Raw genomic sequence first — 25170 nt, 5'->3', positions numbered from 1 at the left:
TCCCTCAGCCCGCGCGCAGGCGCCGGGCAAACGCTTCAAGCTGCGCCTGCAGCCCCACGTCGATCGAACCCGATGGCGTCAGGATGCGGCACGCATCGGGGTCGAGGGCCGGCTCCACCACCACGTTGGCGCGGCGTGGCCAGTCCAGCGTCTCGGCCAGTTGATCCAGCAGCGACCGCACGGCCTGCTCGCGGCCCAGCGGAATCTGGATGGTGATGAACGGCTCGGCGCGCACCAGGGCCTCGATGCGCTGCAGCGCCACTTCGAGAATCAGATCCGGATCGAGCTCGCCCGCAATCTGCTGCACGGCTTTCATGACGATCTCTGCCATGGTGCGCCGCATGCCGGCCAACTGACGCTCGGCCTCGGCGGCGGCGCTGACCTGCGCGGCGGCGTGGTCGGCCTGGGCACGCGCCCAGCCATCGCGGTAGCCGTTCTGGCGGCGCAGTTCGGCTTCGCGCTGCGCCTCGGTGCCAATGTGCAGCGCCTCGCGCCGGGCGGCCTCGATGACCTCCGAGGCATCCATCAGCGCCGCATACTCGGCTTCCTTGAGTACCTTGCGTTCCGACAGCAACTGCAGGTTCTCGCTCGTGATCAGAAAAGCCAGTGCCATGCGGAAAACCGTTCGGGAATCAGGTTAAGCAGCATCAGTTCGCGCAACTGCGCCACCTGGCTGCGTGAAAGCGGGGCCGGCGGCAACATGGCCAGCCGGCGCGGTGATTTCTGCATCCACACGCGCCGCAGCGGCGCGCCATAGGCGTCGAGCAGGCCGCCCAGCAACCGATAGCCACGCTCCGCCATCAGCCGCGCGGCGCACGCGGGCCGCGCGCGCATTGGGGCGAGATTCATCGGCACGTCGGCCAGATCGGGCACGCGCTTCAGCAGAAAGGCCACGGCCTGGGGATCGATGCGGCGCGCGGCGCGGCGCATCGCACGTGGCGTGGCACCCACCAGCCGGCTGGCCAGCGGCTCGATGCTCTCGGCCAGTTGCGCCGGCACCATGCGGCGTTCGATGGCAAAGCCGGCCTTGTGGACCGCCAGTCCCATCCAGATCGCCAGCAGGCGCAGCGCGCTGCGTTCGATCAGCACCACGCGTGGCACGGGGTCGGCGCCGGTCAGCAGGGCCAGCAGGCGCTCCTGCGCCGCCGCGTCGCCGGCCAGGTTCAGCGGCGCCGCCAGCAAGCCGGCGGCGGCATCGCCGAAACCGTCGGCGCGGCGCAGGCGCAACGGCCAGTCCGCCGGCAGCCAGCTCGGATGCAAATGCACGAGCGGGCGTTGCAACAGGTCGGCGATGGCGTGCGCCAGCGCCGCGTCGGGCAACACCGGCGCAGCCGGCGTCAGCGCGGCGGGCAGGACGCCTGCCGGCACGCTCATGAGGCACTCCGCACACCGCGCCGCGGCGGCCAGCGGAGGTTGCCGCGCCACCAGGCCAGCACGCCCGCACCCATCAGCGCCAGTGCAAGCACCGCCATCAATGCGATGGCGGCAAAGCGCGCCACCGGAAACGCGGCTGCGCCGGGATGGGTCGCCACCGGCACCGGGGTGTACGGGCGTGCTTCCACCAGCGACAGCGACACGCTGTCATGCGTCACGCCCTCAATGCTGTGCGCCACCATGTCCTTGACCGTCGGCACCAGCAGGCGCAGATCCACGTCGGGGCGATGCTTGATGAATACCGCCGCCGACGACGGCCGGATCTTGTCCGACAGCGGATCGGTGGCCGGCACCACCACATGCACGCGCGCCGTGACCACACCATCTATATTGCGCAGCGTCTCCGACAGCTCCTGCGACAGCGCGTAGATGTAGCGCATGCGCTCTTCGGTCGGCGTGGCCACCAGCCCCTGCTTCTGGAACACCTGGCCCAGCGATGCGAACCGCTCGCCGGGCAGGCCTTCGCTGCGCAGGATCTCCAGCGCCTGGGGCAGCTGCGATTCCTCCACGCGCACGCTCCAGCCGCCATTGCCGCTGCCGGCCGAATCGCCGTCCGACGCGCGCACTTTTTCCGCGTCGATGCCGTCCGCCGTCAGCGCGGCCAGTATCTGATTGGCCTCGGGCTCGTTGAGCGACGCATAGAGATCGACCTTGCAGCCCGACAGCGCCAGCAGCAGCAGGACAGGCAGGACACGCAGGCAACGGTTGGCGGTGGCGATCATTGCTGGTTCTTGAGCAGGCTGTTGAACAGATTGGTGCCGGCGCTGCCGATGCTGGACGTGACATTGATCGACGAGAACAGCTCCAGCGACTGCGTCTGCAGCAGCATGGCCTGGTACACGACGTCACTGGTGTTGCCGGTGTGGATGGCGGCAAACATGTCCTGGCGCAGCGATTCCAGCCGCGCGGCCTGGCGCGCCGATTCCTCGCCAGCCGATACATAGCCCTGGCGAATGGCGTTGCCCAGCGTCGTCGACGACGGATCGCTGGCGGCCTGCACGGCACTGGCCTGGCGCGAGCCATCGGCGGCCTGTCCGCCGCGGACCATGCTGGCGAAGGACTGGGCATCGGCGGCATCGGCCGTTGCGGCATGCCGCGCGGGTGGCGCCTGGTGCGCGGCCAGCGCGGCGCTGTCGGCCGCCTGGACGGCGGCTTGCGAGCCGGTGCTAGCGGCGCCGGTGCCGGCCACCGGCGCCACGGCGGCAATCGTGTTGGGATCCATCATGGTGCTCCCTGGTTCGGCCACGGAAGGCGGGGCGGCGCCCCGCCCGCCCGTGCTCAGTTGGTACGGGATGTCTGCTTCACGTCCTGCATGGCGCCCTGGATCAGGTTCGCCTTCTGCGTGTTGTGGGCCATCTCGCTGCTGACCACCGCGTTCTGGCGCGTCAGCGTGTCCTGCAGATTGAGGATGTTCACCGAGAACTCCTGCGCCTTCTGCTGGATCTCGTTCATCTTGGCGTTGAGGTCGACTTCATTTGCCATGTCAGCTCCTTGGTAGGTTGGCGATATCTGCATCGAACGATGCAAATTCCTGCTGCCCGGGCCGCGCTAGCGGCGCGCCTGGGCCGGCACGGGGGTGTCCTTCAGCACCACGCCGTCCGCTTCGATCCTTTCGATTTCGGCGCCGTTCTTGAGCACGGCGCCCTCGAAGTACCGGCTGCCGTTGGCCAGCTGGACCGAACGGTTGCCTTCGGCGTCCTCGGTAATGCTGACCACACGCGCCGGAAACACACCCTGCCAGTTGTCGAGGTTGCCGTTGCGCAGGGGCCGGCGGCGGTTGTCGGCCGTCTCCCGATAGTCGATGCGATCCGTCACCAGCACGCCGGGGTGCAGGTCTTCTGTCAGCCTGCGCACCTTGTCCCGGCCGCCCTGCGGATCGGCGGTGCCCGACAGCAGCACGCGGCCCTGGCCCTGGTAGGCGATACCGACGCCCGGCTCGTCCAGGTAACGCTGGATGTGCTCGATCAGGTCGTCGGCCGAGCGCAGCTGCTGCTGCACGCCGCGGCCATAGGGCGCCAGCGCCTGCGCCACGCGCTGGCGGTCCACCCGCGAGTTGACAAAGCCGCGCACGGCCACCGTGCCATTGGGCTGGGTCACCACCTCCAGTTCGGGATAGTTCGCCACGGTCTTGCGTACGGCCGCTGGATCGATCTCGGCGTTGCGCAGCGGCGTACCGCGCTGTGTCAGCGTGGCTGCCGCCCAGCCTGCGCCCACCAGCAGCACCGTGGCGGCCAGCCCGACAGCCGCCACCATCGCGCGGCCGTGGCGCCGCGCGGCTTCTCCCTCGCCATCGGCGTGGCGCTCGGCGCGGCGTCCCGACTCGGCCCATGCGAACAACGTGTCGGTGGCTTCGGTGGCGGCAGGCTGCGCGCGCAACAGTTCGACGTCCAGCGCGCCGATGCTCAGGATGTCACCGCCCGCCAGCGCAAACACGCGCTGCGTGGTGGGCCGGCCATTCAGGGCCACGGCGCCATCGCCCACGCGCTCGGCCGAGACCGCCACCTCGCCAACGTTCAGCACAAGATGGCGCGGCAGCACATCGGTGCCGGGCACGCTGATATCGACGTCGCCCGACGCGCCGATCACGTTTTCGCCGCGCCGCAGCGTGACCTGCCGGCCGTAGACATCGCCGCCGAGAAAGCGCAGCGACCAGGTCGATGTCCGTTCCTGCGCGAGGTCGCTCATCCGCTCATCCCCGGTACCACCAGCCGTGGCGTCAGCAGGTAAAAGCGTTCCATGTTGTTCTGTCGCTTTTCCTGGTACTTGAACAGGTTGCCGATGATCGGCACGTCCTGCAGCAGGGGCACGCCCGACGTGGCGTTGATGCGCTCCTCGGTCGTATAGCCGGCGATCAGCAGGCTCTTGCCCTCTTCCACCATGGCTTGCGTGGTGATGGAACGCCTGCGCACCACGGGAATGCGGTCCACCGTCTCGCCGGACAGGTTGCCGTCGGCGATATCGATGCTGAGCATCACGGCGCGGCTCTGCTTTTCGTCCACCACCAGCGGCGTGACCCGCACGGCGGTGCCGGCCGTCACGTTGAACAGGCCCGCGTCCTGGAAGCCGTCCACGCGCACGTAGAACTCCTGCAGGTTCTCCAGCGCCGCCTCGGTGTTGTCCAGTGTCAGCACCTTGGGGCGCGCCACGAAGTTGGCCTGCCCGCGATCGGCCAGTGCCTTCACGCGCGTCAGCAGGAAGCGGGTGATGTCATTGCCGATGGCACCCGTGAACTGCAGGCCGCTGGACGCAGCCGCGGCCGTGGTGCCGGCTTCGGACGTGAGATTGCCGAACGTCAGCGCGGGATTGTTGTTGCCGCCCCCGATCTGCAGGTCGACATGGCGCGTATGCAGGCGCCAGTCCACGCCAAGGCTGTCCAGGTCCTCCTGGCTGATGTCCATGATCGTCACCTCGATTTCCACCAGCCGCGGCTTGATGTCGAGCGATTCGATCAGGCGTCGGTACTGCGCCATGCGATCCGGCGTATCCCGCACCAGCACGGCGTTGAGCCGCGTGTCGGCCTGGAATTGCGGCAACTGGTTGCTACCCCATGGGTTGGCCTGCACGTCGGTGTTGATCACCCCGTTGCCGCCCATGCTGTCGAGCACCTGCCCCGGATCGGCACTGGGCATGCCCATGCCGCCGCCATCGCCGGTGCGCAGCTTGGCCATGCGCGTGGCGCCCCGGCTGGAACCGGCGTTCGGCGCACCCAGCGGCGGCAGGCGATTGCGGCCATACAGGCTGCGCAGCACGCTGACCACGCCCGGCACGGTGATCTCCTTGCCGGAGCGATTGATGCGGAAGTCATTGGCCCACGAATACTTGAGCGGGAACAGCTGGACTTCGGCACGCTCGTCGGCAATGGAGCGATCGTCTACCGCACGCACGGCGGCGCGTACCGTCTCGACGTAACGCTTGGGCCCCGACACCATCAGCGTGCCCTCGGCGTCGTTGATGGTGATCGGATAGCGGGAATCCGGCACCTGCATGCGCTCCAGCGAATCGCGCAGGCGCATGCCGGCGCCGCGCGCGATCGGCAAAACCTCGCTGCGGGCCTCGCTGGCCACGTCGATATAGAGCAGCGAGCCATCGAAGTAATAGGTCAGGCCGAACATGGCGCACACGCTGCGCAGCACATGCTGGGCGGATTCGGTGAACTTGCCGTTGATGGTGCCCTCCACCTTCGGATCGATGACGGCCGTGGTGCCCTGCGACGCCGCCAGCTCGCGCAGGAAGTCGGGCAGCCGCTTGTCGCTGACCGACGCATTGAACGGCCTGCTGGACCAGCGCAGGTCCGCCGCCTGCGCGGCGGTCATCGCCAGCAGGCACAGCAGGCAAGCCACCGGCCACGTCCGCAGCCAGCGCATTCGCGTCGGTTGGTAGTCCTGAAAGTACGGCGTCATGTCGGCTCGTTCATCTTGTCGTTGTTCGGGACACCCTCACAGCAGCGTCAGCATCGTCTGCAGCGCGCGCTGCGCAAAGCGCATCACCTCGCCGCCCAGCCATCCACCCAGCAGCACCAGCGACACCAGCACGGCGATCAGCCGCGTGGAGGTGCCGATGCTCTGGTCCTGGATCTGCGTCACCGCCTGGAGCACCGCCACCACCAGTGCCACCACCGTGCCGATCAGCACGATCGGCAACGTAACCCACAGCACCACCAGCAGGGCCTGGCGCGTGATATCGAGGATGGTGTCGGCGGTCATCGTGCTATTCCGCCGCCGGGTTCTGGATCCAGCCCACCGGCACCAGCGTGACGTCCTCGTCGATTTCCTGATAGGACAGCACGGCCAGGCGCGGGGCTACCGGTTCGATCAGCCGCTTCACATAGCGGCGCACATCGGTGCTGACCACCACCACCAGCCGCGTCTGCCCGGCCTTTTCCAGCAGCACGCGCAGCTGCTCGCGGATGTCGCGCGTCACGTCGTGGCTCAGCAGCAGCAGGTTGCCGCGCGCCGCACGTTCGATCGCGCCCTGCACCCGCCCTTCCAGCGCGGGTTCGAACAGCACGGCGTCGATCGATCGCGCGGCACCGACATGGCGGCTCGTGATCAGCCGCCCCAGATCCACGCGAACCAGTTCCGTCAGCGCAATGGCGTCGGTTTCCTTGGGCGCCCAGGTCACCAGGCTTTCGAAGATCGTGCGCAGGTTGCGGATCGGCACCCCTTCCTGCAGCAGGCGGCGCAGCACGTCGGTCACACGCTGCAGCGGCACCACGCGCGCCAGCTCCATCACAAGGTCCGGTGCCTCGGCCTGCACCACGTGGATCATGGCCTGCACGTCCTGGATACCCAGCAACTGTGCCGCGTGCTGCTTGATGACCGCGCCGATATGTACCGCCAGCACTTCCTCGCAGGACAGCGTGCGGATGCCGTCCGGCAGGGGTGCGTCCCCGGTGGGGGCGGCGACCCATACCACTTCGGCAAAGGGACCGAACGGGGCGCCGACCTCGGCCTCGCCCTGGTCGATGCGGGCGCGCGCACCGGGCTCCAGCAGGCGCCGGCCGGGACGCAACGCGCCAGCCGAAGCCACCACGTCCTGCACGCGGATCGCATAGGCATCCGCCTGTCCAAGGCCCGTCCAGACGATGCGCAGACGCGAAAAGACCATCCCGAGATCGGCCTCGACCTCGCCCTTTGCAATCGTCATGCGCTGTTCGAAAAGACGCAGGTCCACGCGGTCGCGCAACGATTCATCCAGGTCGAGCGCCAGCGGCGGCGCCACCGCACCATCCATGCGGCCCTCGCCGCCGCCCTCCACTTCGATCCATGTCACCGTGCCGGCACTGCGTTGGGCGCGTCGCATCAGCAGGTAGCCGCCACCGGCCACGACTATCGCCATGATGGCGAAGGTCCATTTGGGGAATCCCGGCACCACCAGGAATACGGCAATCGCCGCCCCCGACACCACCAGTGCCTTCGGCTGGCCCAGCAGCTGGCTGCCGATCACGTTGCCGAGGTTCAGCGAGCGCGTACGCTCTTCGGCGGACGACACCCGCGTGATGACCACCCCTGCCGCGATCGACACCAGCAGCGACGGTATCTGCGACACCATGCCGTCGCCGATGGTCAGGATGGCGTAACGCTGCAGGGCATCGCCGATGCTCATGTCCTTCATCAGCGTGCCGATGCAGATGCCGGCCAGGATGTTGACCAGGGCGATGACCACCCCGGCGATGGCATCACCCTTGACGAACTTCATCGCGCCGTCCATCGCGCCGTGCAGCTGGCATTCCTGCTCCAGCGCACGACGCCGCTCCTGCGCCTGGCCGGCGGTAATGGTGCCGGCCCGCACGTCGGCGTCGATGCTCATCTGCTTGCCCGGCATGGCATCCAGGGCAAACCGCGCGCCCACCTCCGCCACGCGCTCGGAACCCTTCGCAATCACGATGAACTGCACGATGGCGATGATCAGGAACACCACGCCGCCCACCACCACGTTGTTGCCGACAATCAGCTTGCCGAAGGTGTCGATGATGTGCCCCGCATTGGCGTGCAGCAGGATCAGCTTGGTTGACGCGATATTGAGCGACAGGCGAAACAGCGTCGTGAACAGCAGCAGCGACGGAAACGTGGACAGCGACAGCGCAGACGGAATGTACGTGGCCACGATCAGCAGCGTCAGGCTCATGCCCAGATTGATCGTCAGCAGCATGTCCAGCAGGAACGTAGGCAGCGGCAGCACGAACAGCGCAATCACCGCGAACAGCAGGAGCGTCAGCGCCAGGTCGGACTGGCGCGACGCGGCGGCCGCCATCTGCTGGAGGCCCGGTGTCGCCGGCCCCAGCCCACGCGTGAATACGGGCAGGTTTGCGGGTAGTTTTGCCATGGCCTTGCTGAACGTTTGCGGGACGATTGCTCGACGCCGGATCGTTGATTGCTGGGAGTTTTGCCAGTGGCCGCAGTGTATGAGGCGCCTCCCCGGGCGACCAGTACCGAGGATTCGTAGCGCCGCCCCGGCAAGGCATCGGCGCCCCTACAAGGGCTCGTAGTGGACGCGGCAGCACCCGCCTGCGTATCGTTGGCGGCAGTTTGATCGCCGCGACGATCGCCCGATTTCGTTCCATGCCATTGACCGTTCATGCCGCCGATGCCGCTGGCAGGCCGCCGATCACCGATCTTGACGCGGTCGCCGGCTTTCCCCATGTGGAGCCCGACATGGCGCGGCTCTCCAACCAGCTCGCCTGCGTGGCGCCGGTGCCCGTGCGCCTGGTCGGGCGCGACTGGCACCTGCGCTTTGTCCGCGCCGATGCCGGCGATGCCGGCGATGCCGTCGATACCGATCTTGTCGCGCCGGGCCCGCACGCCTACCGCTTCACGCTGGGGTCTGTGCACGGGCGGCTGTGCCTCGATGCCGCCGCCGAACAGATGCTGCTGGGCCAGCCGGGCACAGCAGCGTCGCTGCCCGAACTGTTGCGCTATGCCTTGCTGGCCGACGCCTGCGCGCCGCTGGCGCATGCGCTGGCCGCCGTGCAGGGGGATCCATTGACATGGCAGCCGGGCGCAGCCGGGTGGCCGTCGAATCTTGCTGCCTTCGGGCTGATGCTGACCGCCGTGGGCGATGACGACGGCGGCAGCGCAACGAAGCGGCTGAACGCTGTCCTGCAGCTCGACCAGCCCGAATGCCTGTCCCGGCTGACGCGGACGCTGCCGATGCTGCCGCCCGATGCCGGCCAGCGGTTCGACACGCTGCCGATACCGATTGCCGTGCGCATCGGCACCACCACGGTCGCCATCGGCGACATGCGCGGCATCGTGCCCGGCGACATCATCAGCATCGAGCACTGGCAGTCGCAGGCGGGCGGATTCCTGGTGCGCTGCGGCACCGGGCGTCGCGGCGCGCACTGGACGGCGCTGGCCGAAGGCCGGCGCGTGACCGCATTGCAGGATCTCAACGTACAAAACGGAGCACACATGGAAGCAACCGACACGCTGGGCATGCCGCATCCGGATGCCGCGCCAGCGTCGCTGGCGCAACTGGACGGGCTCGAAGTGGAACTGCGCTTCGAAGTGGGTGGCGTGGCGCTGCCGCTGGCGGAACTGCGCACCGTGCGCACCGGCTTCGTATTCGAACTGCCACAGCCGCTCAGGCAGAGCGAAGTGCGCATCGTCGCCAACGGCGTCCGCATTGGCACCGGGACGCTGATCGCCGTGGGCAACCGGCTGGGCGTGCGCGTCACCACGTTCGCGGCAGGCGATGCATGAGCACCGGTCTCTACAACCCGGTACTGATCCTTACCATCATCCTGACGTTCGGCATCGCGCCGTTCGTTGCGCTGATGGTCACCAGCTACACCAAGCTGGTGATCGTGTTCGGGCTGCTGCGCGCCGCCCTGGGGCTGCAGCAGGTGCCGCCGAACATGGTGCTCAACGGCATCGCCATCATCCTGACCGCCTATATCATGGCGCCGATCGGGTCCGATGCGTTCGATGCGATGAAGCGCCGCGCCGAATCGAACGCGGCATTCAACGTGCAGGACGTGGTGGCGGTCTACGACGCGGTCAGCGGGCCGCTCAAGTCCTTCCTGGTCAAGCACACCGAGGAACGCAACCGCACGTTCTTCGTGCAGTCCGCCAAGCGCATCTGGCCCGAAGGGCGCGCCGACGACCTGAAGTCCGACGACATGATGGTGCTGATCCCAAGCTTCACGCTGTCGGAGCTGACACGCGCGTTCCAGATCGGCTTCGTGGTCTACCTGGTGTTCGTGGTGGTGGACCTGATCGTCGCGGCCATCCTGCTGGCGCTGGGCATGTCGATGATTGCCCCCACCACCATCTCCGTGCCCTTCAAGCTGCTGCTGTTCGTGATGCTCGAAGGCTGGACGCAGCTGATCCAGGGCCTGGTCCTGTCATACAGGTAGCCGCTCAACCGTACCCCACCATCGGAGGGCACACAGTCATTCCAGTCATTGCGGCCACGGCGTTGCAGAATTAACAGTCCGTTAAGGATCGATCGGCAAAAACGTAAAAAACGCCGCCGCTGCACTGCCCAACGTTACGTAACGCGTAACGGCGCCGTGCCGGAAGTACACAGCAGCACGCGGTCTCCGGTGCGTTCGCGTGGCTGGAACGGAACTTGCGCCTCCGTCGCTTCCAAATCCAGAAGAAAGGGGAGCGACACCATGAAGGCAGCCGTTGTAGAGTCCCGGCCACTGATCGGCTTTGGTATCCAGCAGGTGCTATACCGCATTCAGGACATCGACCATTCCTGTCTGATGTCGCCCGGCCCCGTGCGAGGCCTCACGCTGGACGGCATTGAACTGCTGATCGTGGGCGATTTGCTGCAGGGGTACGACGCAGCCATGCTCGATTTGCTGCGGACCGCTACCGATGTGCGCGGCGTGCTGTACCTGAGCGCCGGCGGCACGGTGCAATGGATGCCCCCGCGCGAAATCCCGCCGCTGCTGTCCTGGCTGCCGGAAAACGCCTCGCTGGAGGCCATCGAGGGAACGCTGCGCAAGATGATCGGCGCCATGCGCAGGGGATGCTGCACCGGCACGCCCTACGCGGCATTGCCTGGCGAAGGCGTGAGCCCGCCGACGGCGACCCGCGACGCTGCCATCGTGCTGCCCATGTCCGTCCAGGCGCGCCTGTCCGATACGCGCCTGCCCGAGTTCGTCACCGAGGCGCAGCTGCTGAGCCTGACGCAGCGTCAGTACGACGTGCTGGTGCTGCTGTCCAAGGGCATGTCGATCAAGCTGATCAGCCGCCGCCTGCATATCTCCGTGCCCACGGTGAAGAGCCACACGCTGCAGATCTACCGCCGGCTCGCGGCCAGCAACAAGACCGAGGCGGTCTTCGTGGCACGCGAACGGGGCGCGCTGCTGACGTCGATCTCGGCGGCAGCCGAAGCCGCCTGACGCGGCGCAATTGCAGCGCCCACTGGCGCGCCATCTCATACGCGTAATCCGCTTCTTGAAGCCGCCCTCGCCCAGCAGCCCGACATGCGCAACAAGCTCGCGCAGCAAGGGGCCGAGGCCATGACCCTGGCGCCGGATGCGTTCGGCAAGTTCGTGGTGGCCGAGTACCAGCCTGGAAGCCCGTCGTGGTCAGCGCCGGGGCACGCATCGACTGACCGGCGCGGCGCTGTGTCATGATGGCGGCCATACCGGCGGCCGCCGCCGGGATCTCTTTCGCGGCGTGGCGCTGGCGAGCCTGCCCTGCAGCACGCCGGCCACGGCATCGGTGCGGCTATCGCACAGTGCCTCGCAAAACCGGGGCTGACCCTGACTTCGGCTGCAGATGTCCTCACCGATAATCCGCGAAGCCGGGCCCTGCCCGGCCATAGAGCCCCGGGGCGATGCCACCGGGCGCGGAAGAATATCAGTGAAGGAGATGTAGTGCGTATCAAGCATCAAGCCGCACGCGTGGCGTGCGGGATGGCTGTTGCCATCGCCACCATGTTCACCGCCCACGGCGCCCTGGCCGCCGAGGCCTGGCCGACCAAGCCGATCAAGGTCATCGTGCCCTACACGCCGGGCGGTTCCACCGACACCGTGTCGCGCGTGGTCTTCGAGCGCGTCTCGCAGAGCCTGGGCCAGCCCATCATCATCGAGAACAAGCCCGGCGCCAACAGTACGCTGGGCGTGGGCGTGGCCGCGCGTTCGGCACCCGATGGCTACACCTTCGTGTCGGTGCTGGCCGCATACAGCGCCAACATGTCGCTGTATTCGAAGCTCAGCTACAAGCCGTCGGACCTGACCCCGGTGGCGGAAATGGCCGAGCTGCCGCTGTTCCTGTTCGCCAGCAAGAAGGTGCCGGTCAAGACCGTGGCCGAACTGGTGGACTACGGCAGGAAGCATCCCGACACGCTGACGTTCGGCTCCAGCGGCGTCGGCAGCTCGGCGCACCTGACCGGCGAACGGCTGGCGATGGAATCGAAGGTCAAGATGACGCACGTGCCGTACAACGGCAGCGCGCCGATCCTGCCGGCACTGGTGTCCGGCGAGGTGTCGGTGGCCTTCGACCCGCTGCTGGTGCCGATGCCCCACGTCAAGTCGGGCAAGATCAACGTGCTGGCCGTGGCATCCGCCAGGCGCTGGCCCGGCGAGCCGAACATTCCGACGATGGAGGAATCGGGCTTCCCCGGCTTCGTGATGAGTTCGTGGACAGGCCTGCTGGCCCCGGCCGGCACGCCGCAGCCGGTGATCGACCGCATGGCCAGGGAAATCGCCGCCGCCACGCGCAGCGCCGACGTGGCGAGGAAGCTTACCGAACTTGGCTTTATCCCGGTGGGCGGTACGCCGGACGCGTTCCGCAAGCTGATCGAGCGCGACACCACGCGCTACGCGCAGATCGTGAAGGCGGGCAAGATCACGCTGGACTGATCGCCGCGGCACCCGTCGCGACGCCCTCCCGCCGCGCGGGAGCAGGCCTTGGGGCGGCGGCAAGGCGCTTAACCCTGCCGCCGCTTCCACTCCGCATACAGATCCGCCTCGCCTTCCAGCCGCACGGGCAGGTACTGGATCTTCATCGACTGTTCGGCGAACGGTTTGGCCAGATCCGCATAGATGGCCGCCGTTGACAGGCCGAACGGCTCCCCATCGTCATTCGAATAGGCGTACGCCACTTCGGTCACGCCCGCCAGCCGCATGGCGGCCATGCACATCGGACACGGATGGCCGCTGGCATACACGGCGCAACCGGCCAGGCTCGGTGTGCCCAGCTTGTGGCTGGCGGCGCGAATCGCGTTCAGTTCCGCGTGCGACGTGGGATCGTTGGTCTTGTGGATCTCGTTGACGGCGGTCATCAGGACTTCGCCGTCGCGGACGATCACCGCCCCGAACGGGCGCCCGCCCGCCTGCATGTTGGCTTGCGCCAGGCGGATGGCTTCGCGCAGGTACTGCTGGGCATTCGACATATTCGACATGTCTGGTCTCCGGAAAACGCAGGCGCCGATGATAACCGCTTGCCGGCTGTACCCGGCGCAGGGCGGGTGCGCTTTACCGGCCGGAAGCCGTGTCGGGCGAGCCTGCCGTGCGGGTCGGCTTGCGCGGCACGGCGGGCTGGGTCCGCTCGCCGATGACACCCTTGGCGGCCGCGCGCAGGATGCGCCGGAACGTCGGGCAATCCAGATGGGCCGGCGCCGGACAGGCCGCCGCGTGGCGCAGGCCGTCGCGCATCGCCACGAGCTGGCGTATCGTGCGATCGAGGTCATCGGCCTTGGCGGCCAGCTTGCGGCGGTCGATGTGTACCTGGCCGTCGCGGGCCAGCATGGCGGCAATCTCGTCCAGCGAAAATCCCGCCGCCCGCCCCAGCGCCACCAGCGCCAGCCGGTCCAGCACGCCGGGGGCATACTGGCGGCGCAAGCCACGCCGTCCGGTGGACGCGATCAGGCCTTTTTCCTCGTAATAGCGCAGCGTGGACGCCGGTACGCCCGATTGCCGCGCCACGTCTGCGATGTCGAGCGGATTCACTCTTGACCTCAAGTGGACTTGAACTGGCACAGTGTATCTTCCCTTCCTGGAGAACCCGCGAGAACGCACGATGATTGCCAATCCGCAGACCAACAGCGACCAGAGCACCCTCTGGAACGGCACGGGCGGCCGTGCCTGGGTCGTGAACCAGACCCTGCTGGACCATATGTTCCAGCCATTCGAGCCCATCCTGCTGGATGCCCTGCCGGCCGGTGACGGACATCGCCGCGTGCTCGATATCGGCTGCGGCACCGGCGCCACCTCGCTGGCCATCGCGCAGCGCCTGGGCGACCGGGGCGAATGTGTCGGTGTCGACATTTCGGCGCCGATGCTGGACATGGCACGCGAGCGCGCCGCGCGCCTTGGCGTGGCGGCACGCTTTGTCCAGGCCGATGTGCAAACCCACCGGTTCGCACCGGCCAGCATCGACCACTTCGCGTCGCGCTTCGGGGTGATGTTCTTCGACGACCCCGTGGCGGCCTTCGCCAACCTGCGCCGTGCCGCGCGGCCGGGCGCCACGATGCGCGTCATCGCCTGGCGCAGCCCGGCCGAGAATGCGTTCATGACCACGGGCGAGCGGGCGGCCGCCCCGCTGCTGCCCGACCTGCCCGTGCGCCAGCCCGGCGCCCCGGGGCAGTTCGCCTTTGCCGACCGGCAGCGGGTGGCCGCGATCCTGGCGCAAGCCGGATGGTCCGGCATCGACATTCGCCCCATCGACGTGCCGTGCGAACTGCCCGAGCCGGACCTGACCCACTACATTGGCTGGCTCGGTTCGGTGGGCCAGCGGTTGCTGACGGCCGACGAAGCCACCCGTGCCCGCGTCATCCAGACCGTGCGTGCCGCCTTCGCGCCGTTCGTGCAGGGCGACACGGTGCGCTACACGGCCGCGTGCTGGCAGATCGACGCGCAGGCCGGAGACTGATGTTGCGGCCCCCGGCGGCGCGACTAGACTGGGTACATCATCGCGCGCACGACAGGGGGCAAACCATGGCCGCATCCACGGAACACCCGGTCAGCCATTCGACGCTGGCGTTCGGACGCATCTATGCCGATGACGCCGGCGAATCACACTTCGGCGCGCTGTCGTTCGACATGGCCGAGCGCAACTTTGCCCCGCCCGCACCGCCGTTCTGGGTGTCGCGCATGGACGAAGCCGTGCGGCAGGGCTTCCTGGTGGTGCCCACCGGCTGGGTGGGCGACCTGCACCCGGCGCCGATGCGCATGTGGATTTTCCTGCTCGACGGCGAAATGGAGTTCGAGACCTCCGACGGCGAACGCCGCGCACTGGTGCCCGGCGGGGCGCTGTTACTCGACGACACGCGCGGCAAGGGCCATCGCAGCCGGGTGATCGGCGGCAATATCGCCACGCTGGCCATGGTGGAAATGCCGGTGCCCGGCCGGTAGGCGCAGCGGATGCCATCCGACATCAGCCCCGATCCACGGCAGGACGGTACTGCGCCGCCGGCATCACCGTCGCGGCCGCAATCCCCGTCACAATCCCGGCCGCCGTTGCCGCCGCCCGCGCCGCTGCCGCTCACCGTGCCGTCGGGCTTCCGGCAGGGCATCATCACGGCGATCACGGTGCTGCTGGGGTTTTCGCTGGCGTTCTGGCGCTTCTGGGGGTTCGAAAGCCCGGGCTACTGGAGCCGGGGCTCTCTCGCGGCGGCGGCCTGCCTGATTCTGGCGGTGGCGCTGCAGATCCTTGCGTTATTCCGGGCACTGCGCGTGGAAGACGACAGCATTCCCGAGTACCGCAGGACCGTCCGCTGGTTCATCGCCTCGGCCCTCGCGCTGCTAGCCGGCTTGACCATCGCGATGATGGACGCGGCGCTGATCGAGCAAGTGGACTGACGGGCGCTGCGGCCCCAGGGCCGCCGCCGGCTATCGATGCATCAGCGCCGGCGCGTAGGTCTTCACGAAGAACGCCAGCGTGATGCACGACGTGGCCAGCAGCGTGCCGGCCCGCACCACGCGCGGCGGCGTCATGCGGCCAAGCAGTGCGCCGCCATATCCCCCCAGCACCGCGCCAATCAGCATGGCGACCGTTTCCGGCCAGCGCACCGCGTTTGCCACGATAAACGCGATCACGGCCACGGCATTGGCCGCGCTGACCATCAGCGTGCGCGGCGCGTTCAGGTTCTTGAGGTCGCGGCTGTCCAGCAGGCCCCACATGGCAATCATCATGATGCCGACCGCCCCACCGAAATAGCCGCCGTAGACCCCAAGCCCGAACTGCACCGCCAGCACTGCGTGCGCATGGATGCGCCAGCGCGCGCGCAGCGCCTCGCCCAGTTGCCGCCCGAACGCCAGCGCGACGCAGGCGATCAGCAGCAGCCACGGCAGCACGAATGTGAACGCGGCCGACGACGTACGCAGCAGCAGCATCGCCCCGACAAACCCGCCGCACAGCGTGGCCACCAGCAGCGTGCGCAGCGATACCGCGCCCACCGGGCCCAGCCCGTCGCGGTAGGCCCAGGCGCTGGCCAGGCCACCCGGAAACAGCGCGACGGTGCTCGATGTGTTCGCCTGAACCGGTGGCACACCGGCGGCAATCATGGCGGGCAGGCTCACGAACGAGCCGCCACCCGCCAGCGCGTTCATCGCACCGGCAACAAATCCCGCGCCAAAAACCAGAAGAATGGGGTCCATGGAGCGAATCCTAGCCACCGGGCCGGGGCGCCGCAATCTGGCTTTTCCGGTGCTAGACTTCGGCAAAACCGAAAGCTGGAGGAGGATGGGGTGCGCTTCGACCTGACCGATTTGCGGCTGTTCCTGAGCGTGGTGGAATGCGGCAGCCTGACCCAGGGAGCCCGGTCGATGCATCTGGCCCTGGCGTCCGTCAGCGAACGGATTGCCGGCATGGAGGCCACGCTGGGGGCGCCATTGCTGGAGCGCAACCGGCGCGGCGTAAGCCCAACGGCTGCCGGTGAGGCGCTGGTGCGGCACGCGCGGTCCATCCTGGGCCAGGTCGAGCAGATGCGTGGCGAACTGCGCAGCTATGCCACGGGCCTCAGGGGCCGTATCCGCCTGCTGTCGAACACTGCCGCGCTGGCGTCGTTCCTGCCGCCGCACCTGCGCCGCTTCCTGGCCGCGCATCCCGATCTGTCGATCGACCTGGGCGAACGCCCGAGCCCCGAGATCGTCCAGGCGTTGGTGGAGGGACGCGCCGAACTCGGCATCGTGGCCGATTTTGCCGATTTCGCGAATCTGCAGACACACCGCATCGCCGAGGACCAACTGGTAGTGGTGGCCGGCCGCCGGCACCGGATCGCCGCGCAGCCAGCCGTGGCCTTCGCCGACATCATTGGCGAGCCGATCGTGGGCATGGCGGACACGGCACTGGAAACGCACCTGGCCGAGCGCGCGTCGCGGCTGGGTCACCAGCTGCACTACCGCGTGCAACTGCGCAACGTGGAGCATGTGGCGATGCTGGTCGATGCCGGGATCGGCATCTCGATCGTGTCCAGCGCGCTGGCCATGTCGATGCCGCACGGCCTGGCCATCCTGCCGCTGTCGGAACCGTGGGCCACGCGCAGGCTGTTCCTGTGCGCGCGCGATTTTGGCGCGCTGACACCGCACGCGGGTCTGCTGGCGCGCCAACTGATCGGCAGCGGCGAGCCCGACGCCTCAAGTCCGCCCGCCGGAAAGCCGTAAAATCTTGCGACATCGTTCGGAAGCATTCCCATGAAGACCCTCATCCTGCTGGCCGCCGTCGGGCTGGCATCCGTCGCCCAGGCCCAGCCCACCGCTGGCGGCGTGGCCGCCCCGCTGGGCCTGGAGCTTGGCAAGACCTCGTGCGCACGGCTGACGCCGGGCCCGAATCGCGAAAGAACCGGCGCGGCGCCATGGGCCGGCGGCGACGCATTCGAGCTGAAGCGCCTGGAACGCTTCAACCTGCCGGGCCTGACCCATGCGGTGGTGAACTGCGACGGCCAGGATCTGGTGACGCTGGTGACGCTGACCTTCGACCGCACCGCGCTCGACGACGTCACCCACAAGCTCGACGCCCGCTACGAATCGAAGCGCAAGACCGAACCGAACGCCCAGAACGGCTACGCGGAATGGGCGGCGTCCAATGGCAGCCTGGAACTGCTGTACGCCCGCGACGGCAAGCAATTCACGGTGGCGTACTGGGGCAAGGGCGCCAAGGCGCGCTACTTTGCCTACAACAGCAACTCGGACAAGGCCCCGTCAGCGCCGGCACCCGCCCAGCCTGCGGCGCCGGCAAAGGCGCCAGTGCCGGCGCCGCTCTGACACTGACGGCGACCGCCACAGCGCCGTCAGCCGGCCCCGGATGACGGCCCGGCGCTTTGGTGGCCCCTTCGCCACTTCAACTTTTGGTTGAAAATCCTTTTCCGTATCTGTGCCTACCGGGAACAGGTCGCCCCGACCATACTGGCTTCACCTTCCTCTCACCCGGAGCCAGACATGACCACCCCCACCCAAGTTGCGATCGTCTACCACAGCGGCTACGGCCATACCGCCAAGCAGGCAGAAGCCGTGGCACGCGGCGCGGCGGGCTCGGCGGATACCACCGCCCTGCTGATCAGCGTCGACGAGATCGACCAGTACTGGGACAAGCTCGAGCAGGTGGACGCCATCATCTTTGGCGCGCCGACCTACATGGGCAGCGCGTCCGGACAGTTCAAGATGTTCATGGATGCCACGTCGCGCAATGTGTTCGCCAAGGGCTTCCGCTGGGCCAACAAGGTGGCCGCGGGCTTCACCAACGCCGCGTCACGCTCGGGCGACAAGCTCGTCACGCTGCAACAAATGGCGATCTTTGCCGCCCAGCACCAGATGCACTGGGTGAACCTGGGCCTGGCGACCGGGCACAACAGCTCGACCTCGACCGAGGACACCCTGAATCGCCACGGCTTCTTCATCGGTGCCGCCGCGCAGTCGGATGCCGACGTGAGCGCCGAAATGGGGCCGCCGCCTGCCGACCTGCGTACCGCCGAGCACCTGGGCGCACGCGTGGCGCAAGTCGCGCGCGAACTGAAGGCCGGGCGCGCCGCGTTGGCGGCGCTGGACACCGGGCGAGTCGTCGAACTGAAGGCCGCCGCCTGATTCGCCCGCCCGGAGAACCCACATGCCCCACATCACCTCGTTCATCGTCCGCCTGCCGGGCAAGCCGGAGCATCGCGAAGCCCTGCAGGCCCAGCTGCATCAGGTGCTGGAGACCATGGCCGGCGAGCCCGATTTCATCAACACGTTCCTGCATCGGTCCAGCGACGACCCGGACACGCTGGTGGTCTATGAAACCTGGGCCTGCTCGGCGGAGGACTTCCGCACCCGCCATCTGGCCAAGCCATACCGGCAGGCGTACGAAGCCGCGCTGCCCACGCTGCTCAAGGCCCCGCGCACCATCGAATGGCTCGACCCGCTCAAGGAATACCTGAAGCGTTGACCGCCAGGGTGTAATCTTCAGCCTGCATTGCGCGCCCCCTTTTGACGTGCGCACCCGGGATGCCCGCCGGCATCCCGGCCAGACTGGAGCCCCCACCCATGACCTCCAAAGCCTCTTCCCGCAGACAGGCCTTCCGGCAGCAGGTGGCAACGCGCAAGGCGCTGCTGATGCCCGGCGCGTTCAATGCCATGAGTGCGCGCGTGATCGAAGACCTGGGCTTCCAGGCCCTGTACCTGACCGGCGCCGGCGTCACCAACATGTCGTTCGGCCTGCCCGACCTGGGCTTCATCGGCCTGAGCGACATGGCCGAGCACACCGCCCGCGTGCGTGATGCCGTCGACCTGCCGCTGCTGGTGGATGCCGATACCGGCTTCGGCAACGCGCTGAACGTTCACCACGCCGTACGGACGCTGGAACGCGCCGGCGCCGATGCCATCCAGCTCGAAGATCAGGTCATGCCGAAGAAGTGCGGCCATTTCGCCGGCAAGCAGGTCGTCAGCACAGGCGAGATGGTCGGCAAGATCCGCGCAGCCACCGATGCGCGCGATGATCCCAACTTCCTGATTGTGGCCCGGACCGACGCCGCCGCCGTGCATGGCATCGACGACGCCATCGATCGCGGCCACCGCTTTGCCGAAGCCGGCGCCGACATCCTGTTCCTGGAAGCCATCGAGGATCTCCAGGACATCGAACGGCTGCCCGGGCTGTTCAGTACGCCGCTGCTGATCAACATCGTGATCGGCGGCAAGACGCCGGTGCAGGGCCGCGACGCGCTGGAGCGTCTGGGCTACGGCCTGGTGCTGTACGCCAATGCCGCGCTGCAAGGGGCCGTACGGGGAATGCAGCAGGCGCTGGACATGCTGCAGACCAACGGCCAGATGACCGAAGACCCGGCCATCGTCGCGCCATTCGGCGAACGGCAGCGGCTGGTCAGGAAGCCGCTGTACGACGAACTCGACGGCCGTTACAAGAGCGACGACTGACCGCAGGAAGCGGCCATCGGGGCAGGCCCTGCCCCCGGTTTTCGCTCAGCCTTTGCCGAGCGGCGGCCGGGACAGGAAGCCGGCCATGTTGCTGAGCTGAGCGAGTTCGTTGGCGGCTTCGCGCAGCAGGGCCGCGTGTTCGTGGATCCTTGCCGCCGTCAGGCGCGTGCGCGGCCCGGCCAGACTGATGACGCCGATGCAGCGCGATCCGCGCACCACTGGCACCGCCACCGCCGCCATCCGCGCGGCAAATACCTCGTCGATCATCGCGTAGCCCCGCACCCGCGCGGCGTGCAGGAAGCCCAGCAGCGTCTTCAGCGTGGTGGGCGCGTTGGGCCCGTACTCGTTGGGCTGCCCGAATCCCTGTTTCATGACCAGCGCCACGGCGGCTTCGTCGGACATCGTCATCAGCCAGGCATGGCCGGTGGACGTGCAGGACAGCCGCGCCGCCAGGCCCATGTCGGGGTCATAACGGAAACCCGTACGCTGCCCGTCGGCCTTGGCCACCCAGATGATGGCCTCGCCGTCCACCAGCGACAGCCGCGCCAGTTCGCCCGTGCGCGCCGCAATGCGTTCGATGATGGGCTGGGCAATGTCGGCAATGCCCGTCAGGCTCAGGAATTCGAGCCCGTTCGACGTCATGCGCATCGTCAGGATGTAGCGGCTATGGTCCACCAGCTGCCGGACATAGCCCGCCTCGACCAGTTCATGCAGCACGCGATGGCAGGTGCTGCGCGGCAAGCCAAGCGCCTCTGCAATGGCAACCAGCCCCGCGCCTTCGCCGTGCGACGCCAGGAAATCGAGAATCCGGAGACCTGCCTTCAGTGACATTTTTCGTATGGCGAAATGACGTTCCGGTGCGGAACGGCCCGGCCCTGCGGCGCAAACAATAGCAGTGCGCACAAGCTGCGGCAATCGACACCGATACTCATAGAAAAGAAGGGGAGACAACCATGTCAGCGATCACTGACTCCAACATCGCGCCTGCCCAGGCGCAGGCCGGACAGCCCGGGATGGCCCGGCGCGCCGTGGCCGGGGCCACCGTCGGGACGGCCCTGGAATGGTTCGACTTCGCGCTGTATGGCGTGGTCGCAGCCACGATCTTTCCGAAGCTGTTCTTTCCGTCGCTGGACCCGACGGCGTCCCTGCTGGCTTCGCTGGCCAGCTTCTGGGCGGGGCTGGCCGCACGGCCGCTGGGCGCCATCCTCTGCGGCATCCTGGGCGATCGCTGGGGCCGCCGCAATCTGATGCTGATCACCGTGTCGGTAATGGGGCTGTCTTCGTTCCTGATGGGGCTGCTGCCGACCTACCAGCAGGTGGGCATCGTCGCACCGGCCCTGCTGGTGACGCTGCGGATCGTCCAGGGTTTTGCGCTCGGCGGCGAATCGACCGGCGCCCAGCTGATGGCCGTGGAGCACGCATCGGCCGAGCGTCGTGGCCTGTACTCGGGCTTTCTTGGCATCTGCTCGCCGCTGAGCCAGATCCTGGCCAACCTGACGCTGTTCGCGCTGGCCGCCGCGCTGTCGCCCGAGCACTTCGAGTCGTACGGCTGGCGCATTCCGTTCCTGGCCAGCTTCCTGCTGGTCATCCTCGGCATCTACATCCGCATGAAGGTGAGCGAGACGCCGGCCTTCGAGGCCCTGCGCAAGCGCGGCACGCGCGTGCGCGCCGCCAATCCGTTGGGCGTGGTGATCCGTCATCACTGGAAGACCGCGCTGCGGCTGACGCTGTTCTTCTGCGGCCCGGCGGCACTGTTCTACCTGATCGTGGTCTTCTCGCTCAGCTACCTGACGCGCAATCTGGGCGTCCCCAAGCAGACCGGCTTCATGTTCCTGATGGTGGCCAACGCCTGCGCCATCGTCGGCGCACTGGCCGGCGGCTGGCTTAGCGACCGCATCGGCCGCAAGCGCGCGCTGCTGCTGGGGTCGTTCTGCACGCTGGTCTGCTGCCTGATCTACTTCCCGGTCCTCAATCAGGGCTCGCACGCGATGACGATGGCCGTCATGGGCGCCTTCCTCGGATTCACGCAGTTCCAGAGCGGCATCCAGCCGGTCTGGTTCGCCGAATCGTTCCCGACCGAGGCGCGCTACACCGGGTCCGCGCTCTCGTACTCGGGCGCCAACCTGCTGACCGGCGGCCCGATGCCGATCGTCGCGGTTGCATTGCTCGAAACATTCCACGGATCGCCATGGGCCATCGTCGCCGTCTGCGGTTCGCTGAACCTGCTCTCCTTCATCATGATCGCCATCTCCCGCGAAACCCGGGGCACGGCACTGGACCAAAGCCACGCGCACTGAAGCCGAACCATGCAACGCAAACTCCACATCCTCAACGGCTCGAACCTGAACATGCTGGGTGTTCGCGAGCCGCACATCTACGGCAGCACCACGCTGAAGGACATCGAACAGCAATGCCACGCGATGGCCGACGCCCTGCGCTTCGACTGCGTGTTCCGGCAGACCAACAGCGAAAGCCAGCTGATCGACTGGATCCAGGAAGCGTACTTTCAGGACGCCGCGCTGATCATCAACCCGGCGGGCTTCTCGTTCGGGCGCATTCCGGTGCTCGATGCGGTCAAGCTGATCCGCCGGCCCGTGGTGGAAATCCACATCAGCAATATTCACCGCCGCTCGCAGGAGTACCGCCACTCGACGATCTCGGTGGCGGCCACGGCCGTCATCTGCGGGGCGGGGGCCAACGGGTATCAGCTGGCGATGCGGGCGGTGGATGATTTGTGGGGGCGGGATGCCGGACCCGACGAGCAGGCGTAGCCAATCATCCCGTCGCCAGCAGTGCCAGCGATGCACCGCCCACCAGCACGAGGCTGAGCGCCCACACCGCATCGAGATTGAACCAGCTGCGCGCGACGAACTGCGGGCCGAGGTAGCGGAACGTGAGCCATGCCAGGCCGCCGCCGGTGGCCAGCATCGCCATGGTGTGCAGGGTCGTCACCAGCACGGCGGTGCCGGCATTGCCGAACGCCAGCGCGCCGGCCGCTGCATGTCCGCCATCGCCACGCGCGACGCAGAGCCCGAGGTAGATCGGCACCAGCATCAGCCCTGCCCCATGGGCAATGGCGACGGCGAACGACCAGAAAGCCAGCCGCGATGGTGGGATGCGCGCCAGCGCGCGCGGGTGACGGCGCCAGAGCAGCAGCGCAATGCCATAGGCCACCACCAGCACGCTCGCGGCCAGGCGGATCTGCGTCTCCCATGCCGCCAGCGACACCAGCAGCCCGAACGGCAACGTCAGCGCCAGGATGGCCAGTGCATGCCCGGCACCCAGGTAGCCGAGCGACATCGGCAGCGCGCGTGCGCTGCGCGTGATCAGCGCACCGGACACCGCAAGCGGCCACCCCATCGCCGGATTGAGCCCGTGGTACAGGCCGCTGGCCAGCACGGCGGCCCACAGCCCCGCTTGCTCCCAGGTGGCAGTCAAGCGTCCACCGACGGATAGCAGAACGAATCGGTCGAGCAGTCGCCGCCTTCCAGCCGGATCTGGTGGGCCCGATACCCATCGGGAAACGTGACCCGGAAACGTTCGTCGAGCGTCAGCCCGCCATCGGCCCCGGCATGCGCCATCACCTGCGTACCGGGCACGCCGTCCGGATAGAACTGGTCGTCCCAGGTGGAATACAGCGAATTGGTCCAGTAGACGCGGCGGCCGTCGCGGCTGATCTCCACCATCTGCGGGCCGCCCGCGAACGGCGAGCCGTCGGGGTGCGGCGTGCGCCGGACGATGCCGCCCAGGTGTACCGATCCGGCCAGCCGGGGCTTGCGTGGATCGCTGACGTCGTACTGCCGCATTTCGCCCGTGCCCCAGCACGACACATAGAGAAAGCGGTCGTCGAGCGACAGATCGATGTCCGTCACCAGCGGCGGCACCGCGCCAAAGCCCTTCAGCAACGGGGGCAGATCGTCCGGCGACGCGGGCTCGGGCGCAATCGTGGCCGTCTTCTCGATATGGAACGCGCCGCCTTCGCGCCACCATGTCCAGATCGATCCCTCCAGATTCGTGGTATCGACCACCACGCCGACAAACCCGTACTCGCGCACCGGATCGTGCGCGGGCCGCACCTCCAGCGCCATCTGGTGCTGCGCGCCCAGGTCGAGCGTCTGCACGTTGCGCCGCCCGCGCAGGTCCCAGAAATGAAGCCGGTGCCCGTAGCGGTTGGCCAGCAGATCCTCGGGCACCAGGCCGCGTTCGAACTGCGGCGGCAGCGCCCATTCGCTCGACACCATGTAGTCGCGCGGCAGGTTCCACCAGAAGTCGTAGTGCTTGTCCTGCTTGCCGCGGTCGATCTCCCAGCGGCCCAGCACTTCAAACGTCTGGCAATCCATGATGAAGATGCCAGGTGCGCCGTCGGTGCCATCGGGGCCCGCGCCACCCAGCGTGCTCACGTACACGCCTTCCGGCCCGCAATGCACGGTGTGGGGGCGCGAATAGCCGGTCTTGCGGAAGACTTCCTCTGGCTCGATCACCTTGTGGAGCTTGGCCTGCGTGGGGTCCGGCTTCGTATCCACCACATAGATACGCGAGCTTCGCATGCCGGGAATGATCAGGAAGCGCCGCTCCAGGAACGCATGCCCGGTCAGCGGCGAGAGCGCGGACGAACAGGCGTTCCAGCCGAAGTGGTGCAGTTCGTCGCCACGCCCCGTCATCGGCACCGTGTGGACGACGGTGCCGTAGCGCGGCGAATCGGGATTGACATCGACGACGGCCAGCGCATCGGGCTGCGACCCATCGGGGCTCAGCAGCAGCGTGTACGCGTAGGCTTCCGCCGGGGCTTGCATCGCGAGCCGTGGCGATGCGTGGAAGGTCGGATCGGGCCGCAGGTTCATGGTGAAACCTCCTTGACGTCGGGGTCAACGTGCGTCGGTGCGATCTACCAGCATAGGCGCCTGCCCCCCGCAGCGGTAACGAAGATATCC

Annotated in this window: 30 protein-coding genes; 15 read left to right on the top strand and 15 right to left on the bottom strand. The window is 67.7% G+C overall.

The genetic code is table 11. The features are described from left to right. Window positions 1-4: 4 nt before the first annotated feature. The 9 genes from sctL to sctV form a co-directional block, all read right to left on the bottom strand. Window positions 5-613 carry a type III secretion system stator protein SctL gene (sctL, locus tag AC24R4_RS07430; protein ID WP_487522630.1) on the bottom strand — a complete coding sequence of 203 codons (609 nt, stop codon included), beginning with the start codon at window positions 611-613 and terminating at the stop codon, window positions 5-7. After that, a complete protein-coding gene (locus AC24R4_RS07425) occupies window positions 595-1374 on the bottom strand; it encodes a type III secretion system protein SctK (RefSeq protein WP_487522629.1) in 780 nt (259 codons plus the stop codon). Before AC24R4_RS07425 ends, sctL begins: the two co-directional genes overlap by 19 nt. Beyond that, window positions 1371-2156, bottom strand: coding sequence for a type III secretion system inner membrane ring lipoprotein SctJ (gene sctJ / locus AC24R4_RS07420; RefSeq protein ID WP_487522628.1), 786 nt, complete (start codon window positions 2154-2156; stop codon window positions 1371-1373). The genes AC24R4_RS07425 and sctJ overlap by 4 nt, the downstream gene beginning before the upstream one ends. Continuing rightward, entirely contained in the window at window positions 2153-2659 is a 507-nt protein-coding gene (locus tag AC24R4_RS07415; protein ID WP_487522627.1) for a hypothetical protein, read from the bottom strand. Before AC24R4_RS07415 ends, sctJ begins: the two co-directional genes overlap by 4 nt. 53 nt (window positions 2660-2712) lie before the next feature. Next, entirely contained in the window at window positions 2713-2916 is a 204-nt protein-coding gene (locus AC24R4_RS07410) for a hypothetical protein (protein ID WP_092297932.1), read from the bottom strand. Window positions 2917-2982: 66 nt separating this feature from the next. Then, complete coding sequence (locus AC24R4_RS07405) at window positions 2983-4119, bottom strand: type III secretion system protein SctD (RefSeq protein ID WP_487522626.1); 1137 nt, start codon at window positions 4117-4119, stop codon at window positions 2983-2985. Continuing rightward, on the bottom strand, window positions 4116-5834 hold the full coding sequence (gene sctC, locus AC24R4_RS07400; RefSeq protein ID WP_487522625.1) for a type III secretion system outer membrane ring subunit SctC: 1719 nt from the start codon (window positions 5832-5834) through the stop codon (window positions 4116-4118). The genes AC24R4_RS07405 and sctC overlap by 4 nt, the downstream gene beginning before the upstream one ends. A gap of 36 nt (window positions 5835-5870) precedes the next feature. After that, the gene (locus tag AC24R4_RS07395) at window positions 5871-6137 is read right to left on the bottom strand and encodes a flagellar biosynthetic protein FliQ (RefSeq protein ID WP_153946904.1); all 267 of its coding nucleotides are present in this window, start codon (window positions 6135-6137) and stop codon (window positions 5871-5873) included. Between the two features lie 4 nt (window positions 6138-6141). Beyond that, the gene (gene sctV, locus AC24R4_RS07390; RefSeq protein WP_487522624.1) at window positions 6142-8259 is read right to left on the bottom strand and encodes a type III secretion system export apparatus subunit SctV; all 2118 of its coding nucleotides are present in this window, start codon (window positions 8257-8259) and stop codon (window positions 6142-6144) included. 236 nt (window positions 8260-8495) lie between these two features. On the opposite strand from sctV, the gene sctQ reads away from it, so the two are divergent. From sctQ to AC24R4_RS07365, 5 genes are all read left to right on the top strand, one after another. Next, window positions 8496-9635, top strand: coding sequence for a type III secretion system cytoplasmic ring protein SctQ (gene sctQ, locus AC24R4_RS07385; protein WP_487522623.1), 1140 nt, complete (start codon window positions 8496-8498; stop codon window positions 9633-9635). Beyond that, on the top strand, window positions 9632-10291 hold the full coding sequence (gene sctR, locus AC24R4_RS07380; protein ID WP_153946901.1) for a type III secretion system export apparatus subunit SctR: 660 nt from the start codon (window positions 9632-9634) through the stop codon (window positions 10289-10291). The genes sctQ and sctR overlap by 4 nt, the downstream gene beginning before the upstream one ends. 261 nt (window positions 10292-10552) lie before the next feature. Further along, on the top strand, window positions 10553-11290 hold the full coding sequence (locus AC24R4_RS07375; RefSeq protein ID WP_487522622.1) for a helix-turn-helix transcriptional regulator: 738 nt from the start codon (window positions 10553-10555) through the stop codon (window positions 11288-11290). Window positions 11291-11374: 84 nt separating this feature from the next. Further along, complete coding sequence (locus AC24R4_RS07370; RefSeq protein WP_400397023.1) at window positions 11375-11527, top strand: hypothetical protein; 153 nt, start codon at window positions 11375-11377, stop codon at window positions 11525-11527. 243 nt (window positions 11528-11770) lie between these two features. After that, the gene (locus AC24R4_RS07365) at window positions 11771-12757 is read left to right on the top strand and encodes a Bug family tripartite tricarboxylate transporter substrate binding protein (RefSeq protein WP_400397025.1); all 987 of its coding nucleotides are present in this window, start codon (window positions 11771-11773) and stop codon (window positions 12755-12757) included. Between the two features lie 68 nt (window positions 12758-12825). Here the strand turns inward: AC24R4_RS07365 and AC24R4_RS07360 are convergent, their stop codons facing one another. Together AC24R4_RS07360 and AC24R4_RS07355 are read right to left on the bottom strand one after the other, a co-directional pair. Further along, window positions 12826-13290, bottom strand: a complete 465-nt coding sequence (locus AC24R4_RS07360) for a nucleoside deaminase (RefSeq protein ID WP_092597388.1) — start codon at window positions 13288-13290, stop codon at window positions 12826-12828. 82 nt (window positions 13291-13372) lie between these two features. Beyond that, a complete protein-coding gene (locus AC24R4_RS07355) occupies window positions 13373-13846 on the bottom strand; it encodes a helix-turn-helix domain-containing protein (RefSeq protein ID WP_487522621.1) in 474 nt (157 codons plus the stop codon). A 70-nt stretch (window positions 13847-13916) separates the two neighbouring features. On the opposite strand from AC24R4_RS07355, the gene AC24R4_RS07350 reads away from it, so the two are divergent. The 3 genes from AC24R4_RS07350 to AC24R4_RS07340 all read left to right on the top strand — a co-directional run bounded on the left by AC24R4_RS07350 (window position 13917) and on the right by AC24R4_RS07340 (window position 15697). After that, window positions 13917-14768: a class I SAM-dependent methyltransferase gene (locus tag AC24R4_RS07350; RefSeq protein ID WP_487522620.1), complete on the top strand. Its 852-nt coding sequence runs from the start codon at window positions 13917-13919 to the stop codon at window positions 14766-14768. Between the two features lie 65 nt (window positions 14769-14833). After that, the gene (locus tag AC24R4_RS07345) at window positions 14834-15250 is read left to right on the top strand and encodes a cupin domain-containing protein (RefSeq protein ID WP_487522619.1); all 417 of its coding nucleotides are present in this window, start codon (window positions 14834-14836) and stop codon (window positions 15248-15250) included. 9 nt (window positions 15251-15259) lie between these two features. Further along, on the top strand, window positions 15260-15697 hold the full coding sequence (locus AC24R4_RS07340; RefSeq protein WP_487522618.1) for a hypothetical protein: 438 nt from the start codon (window positions 15260-15262) through the stop codon (window positions 15695-15697). 30 nt (window positions 15698-15727) lie between these two features. Here AC24R4_RS07340 and AC24R4_RS07335 read toward each other — a convergent pair whose 3' ends face one another. Further along, entirely contained in the window at window positions 15728-16495 is a 768-nt protein-coding gene (locus tag AC24R4_RS07335; RefSeq protein WP_487522617.1) for a sulfite exporter TauE/SafE family protein, read from the bottom strand. A 90-nt stretch (window positions 16496-16585) separates the two neighbouring features. Here AC24R4_RS07335 and AC24R4_RS07330 point away from each other — a divergent pair, with 90 nt between their 5' ends. From AC24R4_RS07330 to AC24R4_RS07310, 5 genes are all read left to right on the top strand, one after another. Further along, complete coding sequence (locus tag AC24R4_RS07330; protein WP_487522616.1) at window positions 16586-17500, top strand: LysR family transcriptional regulator; 915 nt, start codon at window positions 16586-16588, stop codon at window positions 17498-17500. Between the two features lie 30 nt (window positions 17501-17530). Continuing rightward, entirely contained in the window at window positions 17531-18100 is a 570-nt protein-coding gene (locus tag AC24R4_RS07325) for a hypothetical protein (RefSeq protein WP_487522615.1), read from the top strand. A gap of 174 nt (window positions 18101-18274) precedes the next feature. Beyond that, window positions 18275-18916, top strand: a complete 642-nt coding sequence (locus AC24R4_RS07320) for a flavodoxin family protein (protein WP_487522614.1) — start codon at window positions 18275-18277, stop codon at window positions 18914-18916. A gap of 22 nt (window positions 18917-18938) precedes the next feature. Further along, window positions 18939-19256 carry a putative quinol monooxygenase gene (locus tag AC24R4_RS07315; RefSeq protein ID WP_487522613.1) on the top strand — a complete coding sequence of 106 codons (318 nt, stop codon included), beginning with the start codon at window positions 18939-18941 and terminating at the stop codon, window positions 19254-19256. 98 nt (window positions 19257-19354) lie between these two features. Beyond that, window positions 19355-20239: an isocitrate lyase/PEP mutase family protein gene (locus AC24R4_RS07310; RefSeq protein WP_487522612.1), complete on the top strand. Its 885-nt coding sequence runs from the start codon at window positions 19355-19357 to the stop codon at window positions 20237-20239. A gap of 45 nt (window positions 20240-20284) precedes the next feature. Here AC24R4_RS07310 and AC24R4_RS07305 read toward each other — a convergent pair whose 3' ends face one another. Continuing rightward, window positions 20285-21070, bottom strand: coding sequence for an IclR family transcriptional regulator (locus AC24R4_RS07305; protein WP_487522611.1), 786 nt, complete (start codon window positions 21068-21070; stop codon window positions 20285-20287). A 182-nt stretch (window positions 21071-21252) separates the two neighbouring features. On the opposite strand from AC24R4_RS07305, the gene AC24R4_RS07300 reads away from it, so the two are divergent. Then, window positions 21253-22536 (top strand): MFS transporter, encoded by a 1284-nt coding sequence (locus tag AC24R4_RS07300; protein WP_400396497.1) that lies wholly within the window; start codon window positions 21253-21255, stop codon window positions 22534-22536. 9 nt (window positions 22537-22545) lie between these two features. After that, entirely contained in the window at window positions 22546-23010 is a 465-nt protein-coding gene (locus AC24R4_RS07295; protein WP_487522610.1) for a type II 3-dehydroquinate dehydratase, read from the top strand. Window positions 23011-23014: 4 nt separating this feature from the next. Here AC24R4_RS07295 and AC24R4_RS07290 read toward each other — a convergent pair whose 3' ends face one another. Continuing rightward, window positions 23015-23599, bottom strand: a complete 585-nt coding sequence (locus AC24R4_RS07290) for a hypothetical protein (RefSeq protein ID WP_487522996.1) — start codon at window positions 23597-23599, stop codon at window positions 23015-23017. Between the two features lie 74 nt (window positions 23600-23673). Then, entirely contained in the window at window positions 23674-25080 is a 1407-nt protein-coding gene (locus tag AC24R4_RS07285) for a selenium-binding protein SBP56-related protein (protein ID WP_487522609.1), read from the bottom strand. Between the last annotated feature and the right edge of the window lie 90 nt (window positions 25081-25170).

The sequence above is a fragment of the Cupriavidus sp. CER-90 genome (assembly GCF_057652055.1).
The sequence above is the reverse complement of the archived record's forward strand: the minus strand, read 5'-3'. Positions and strand labels throughout refer to the sequence as shown.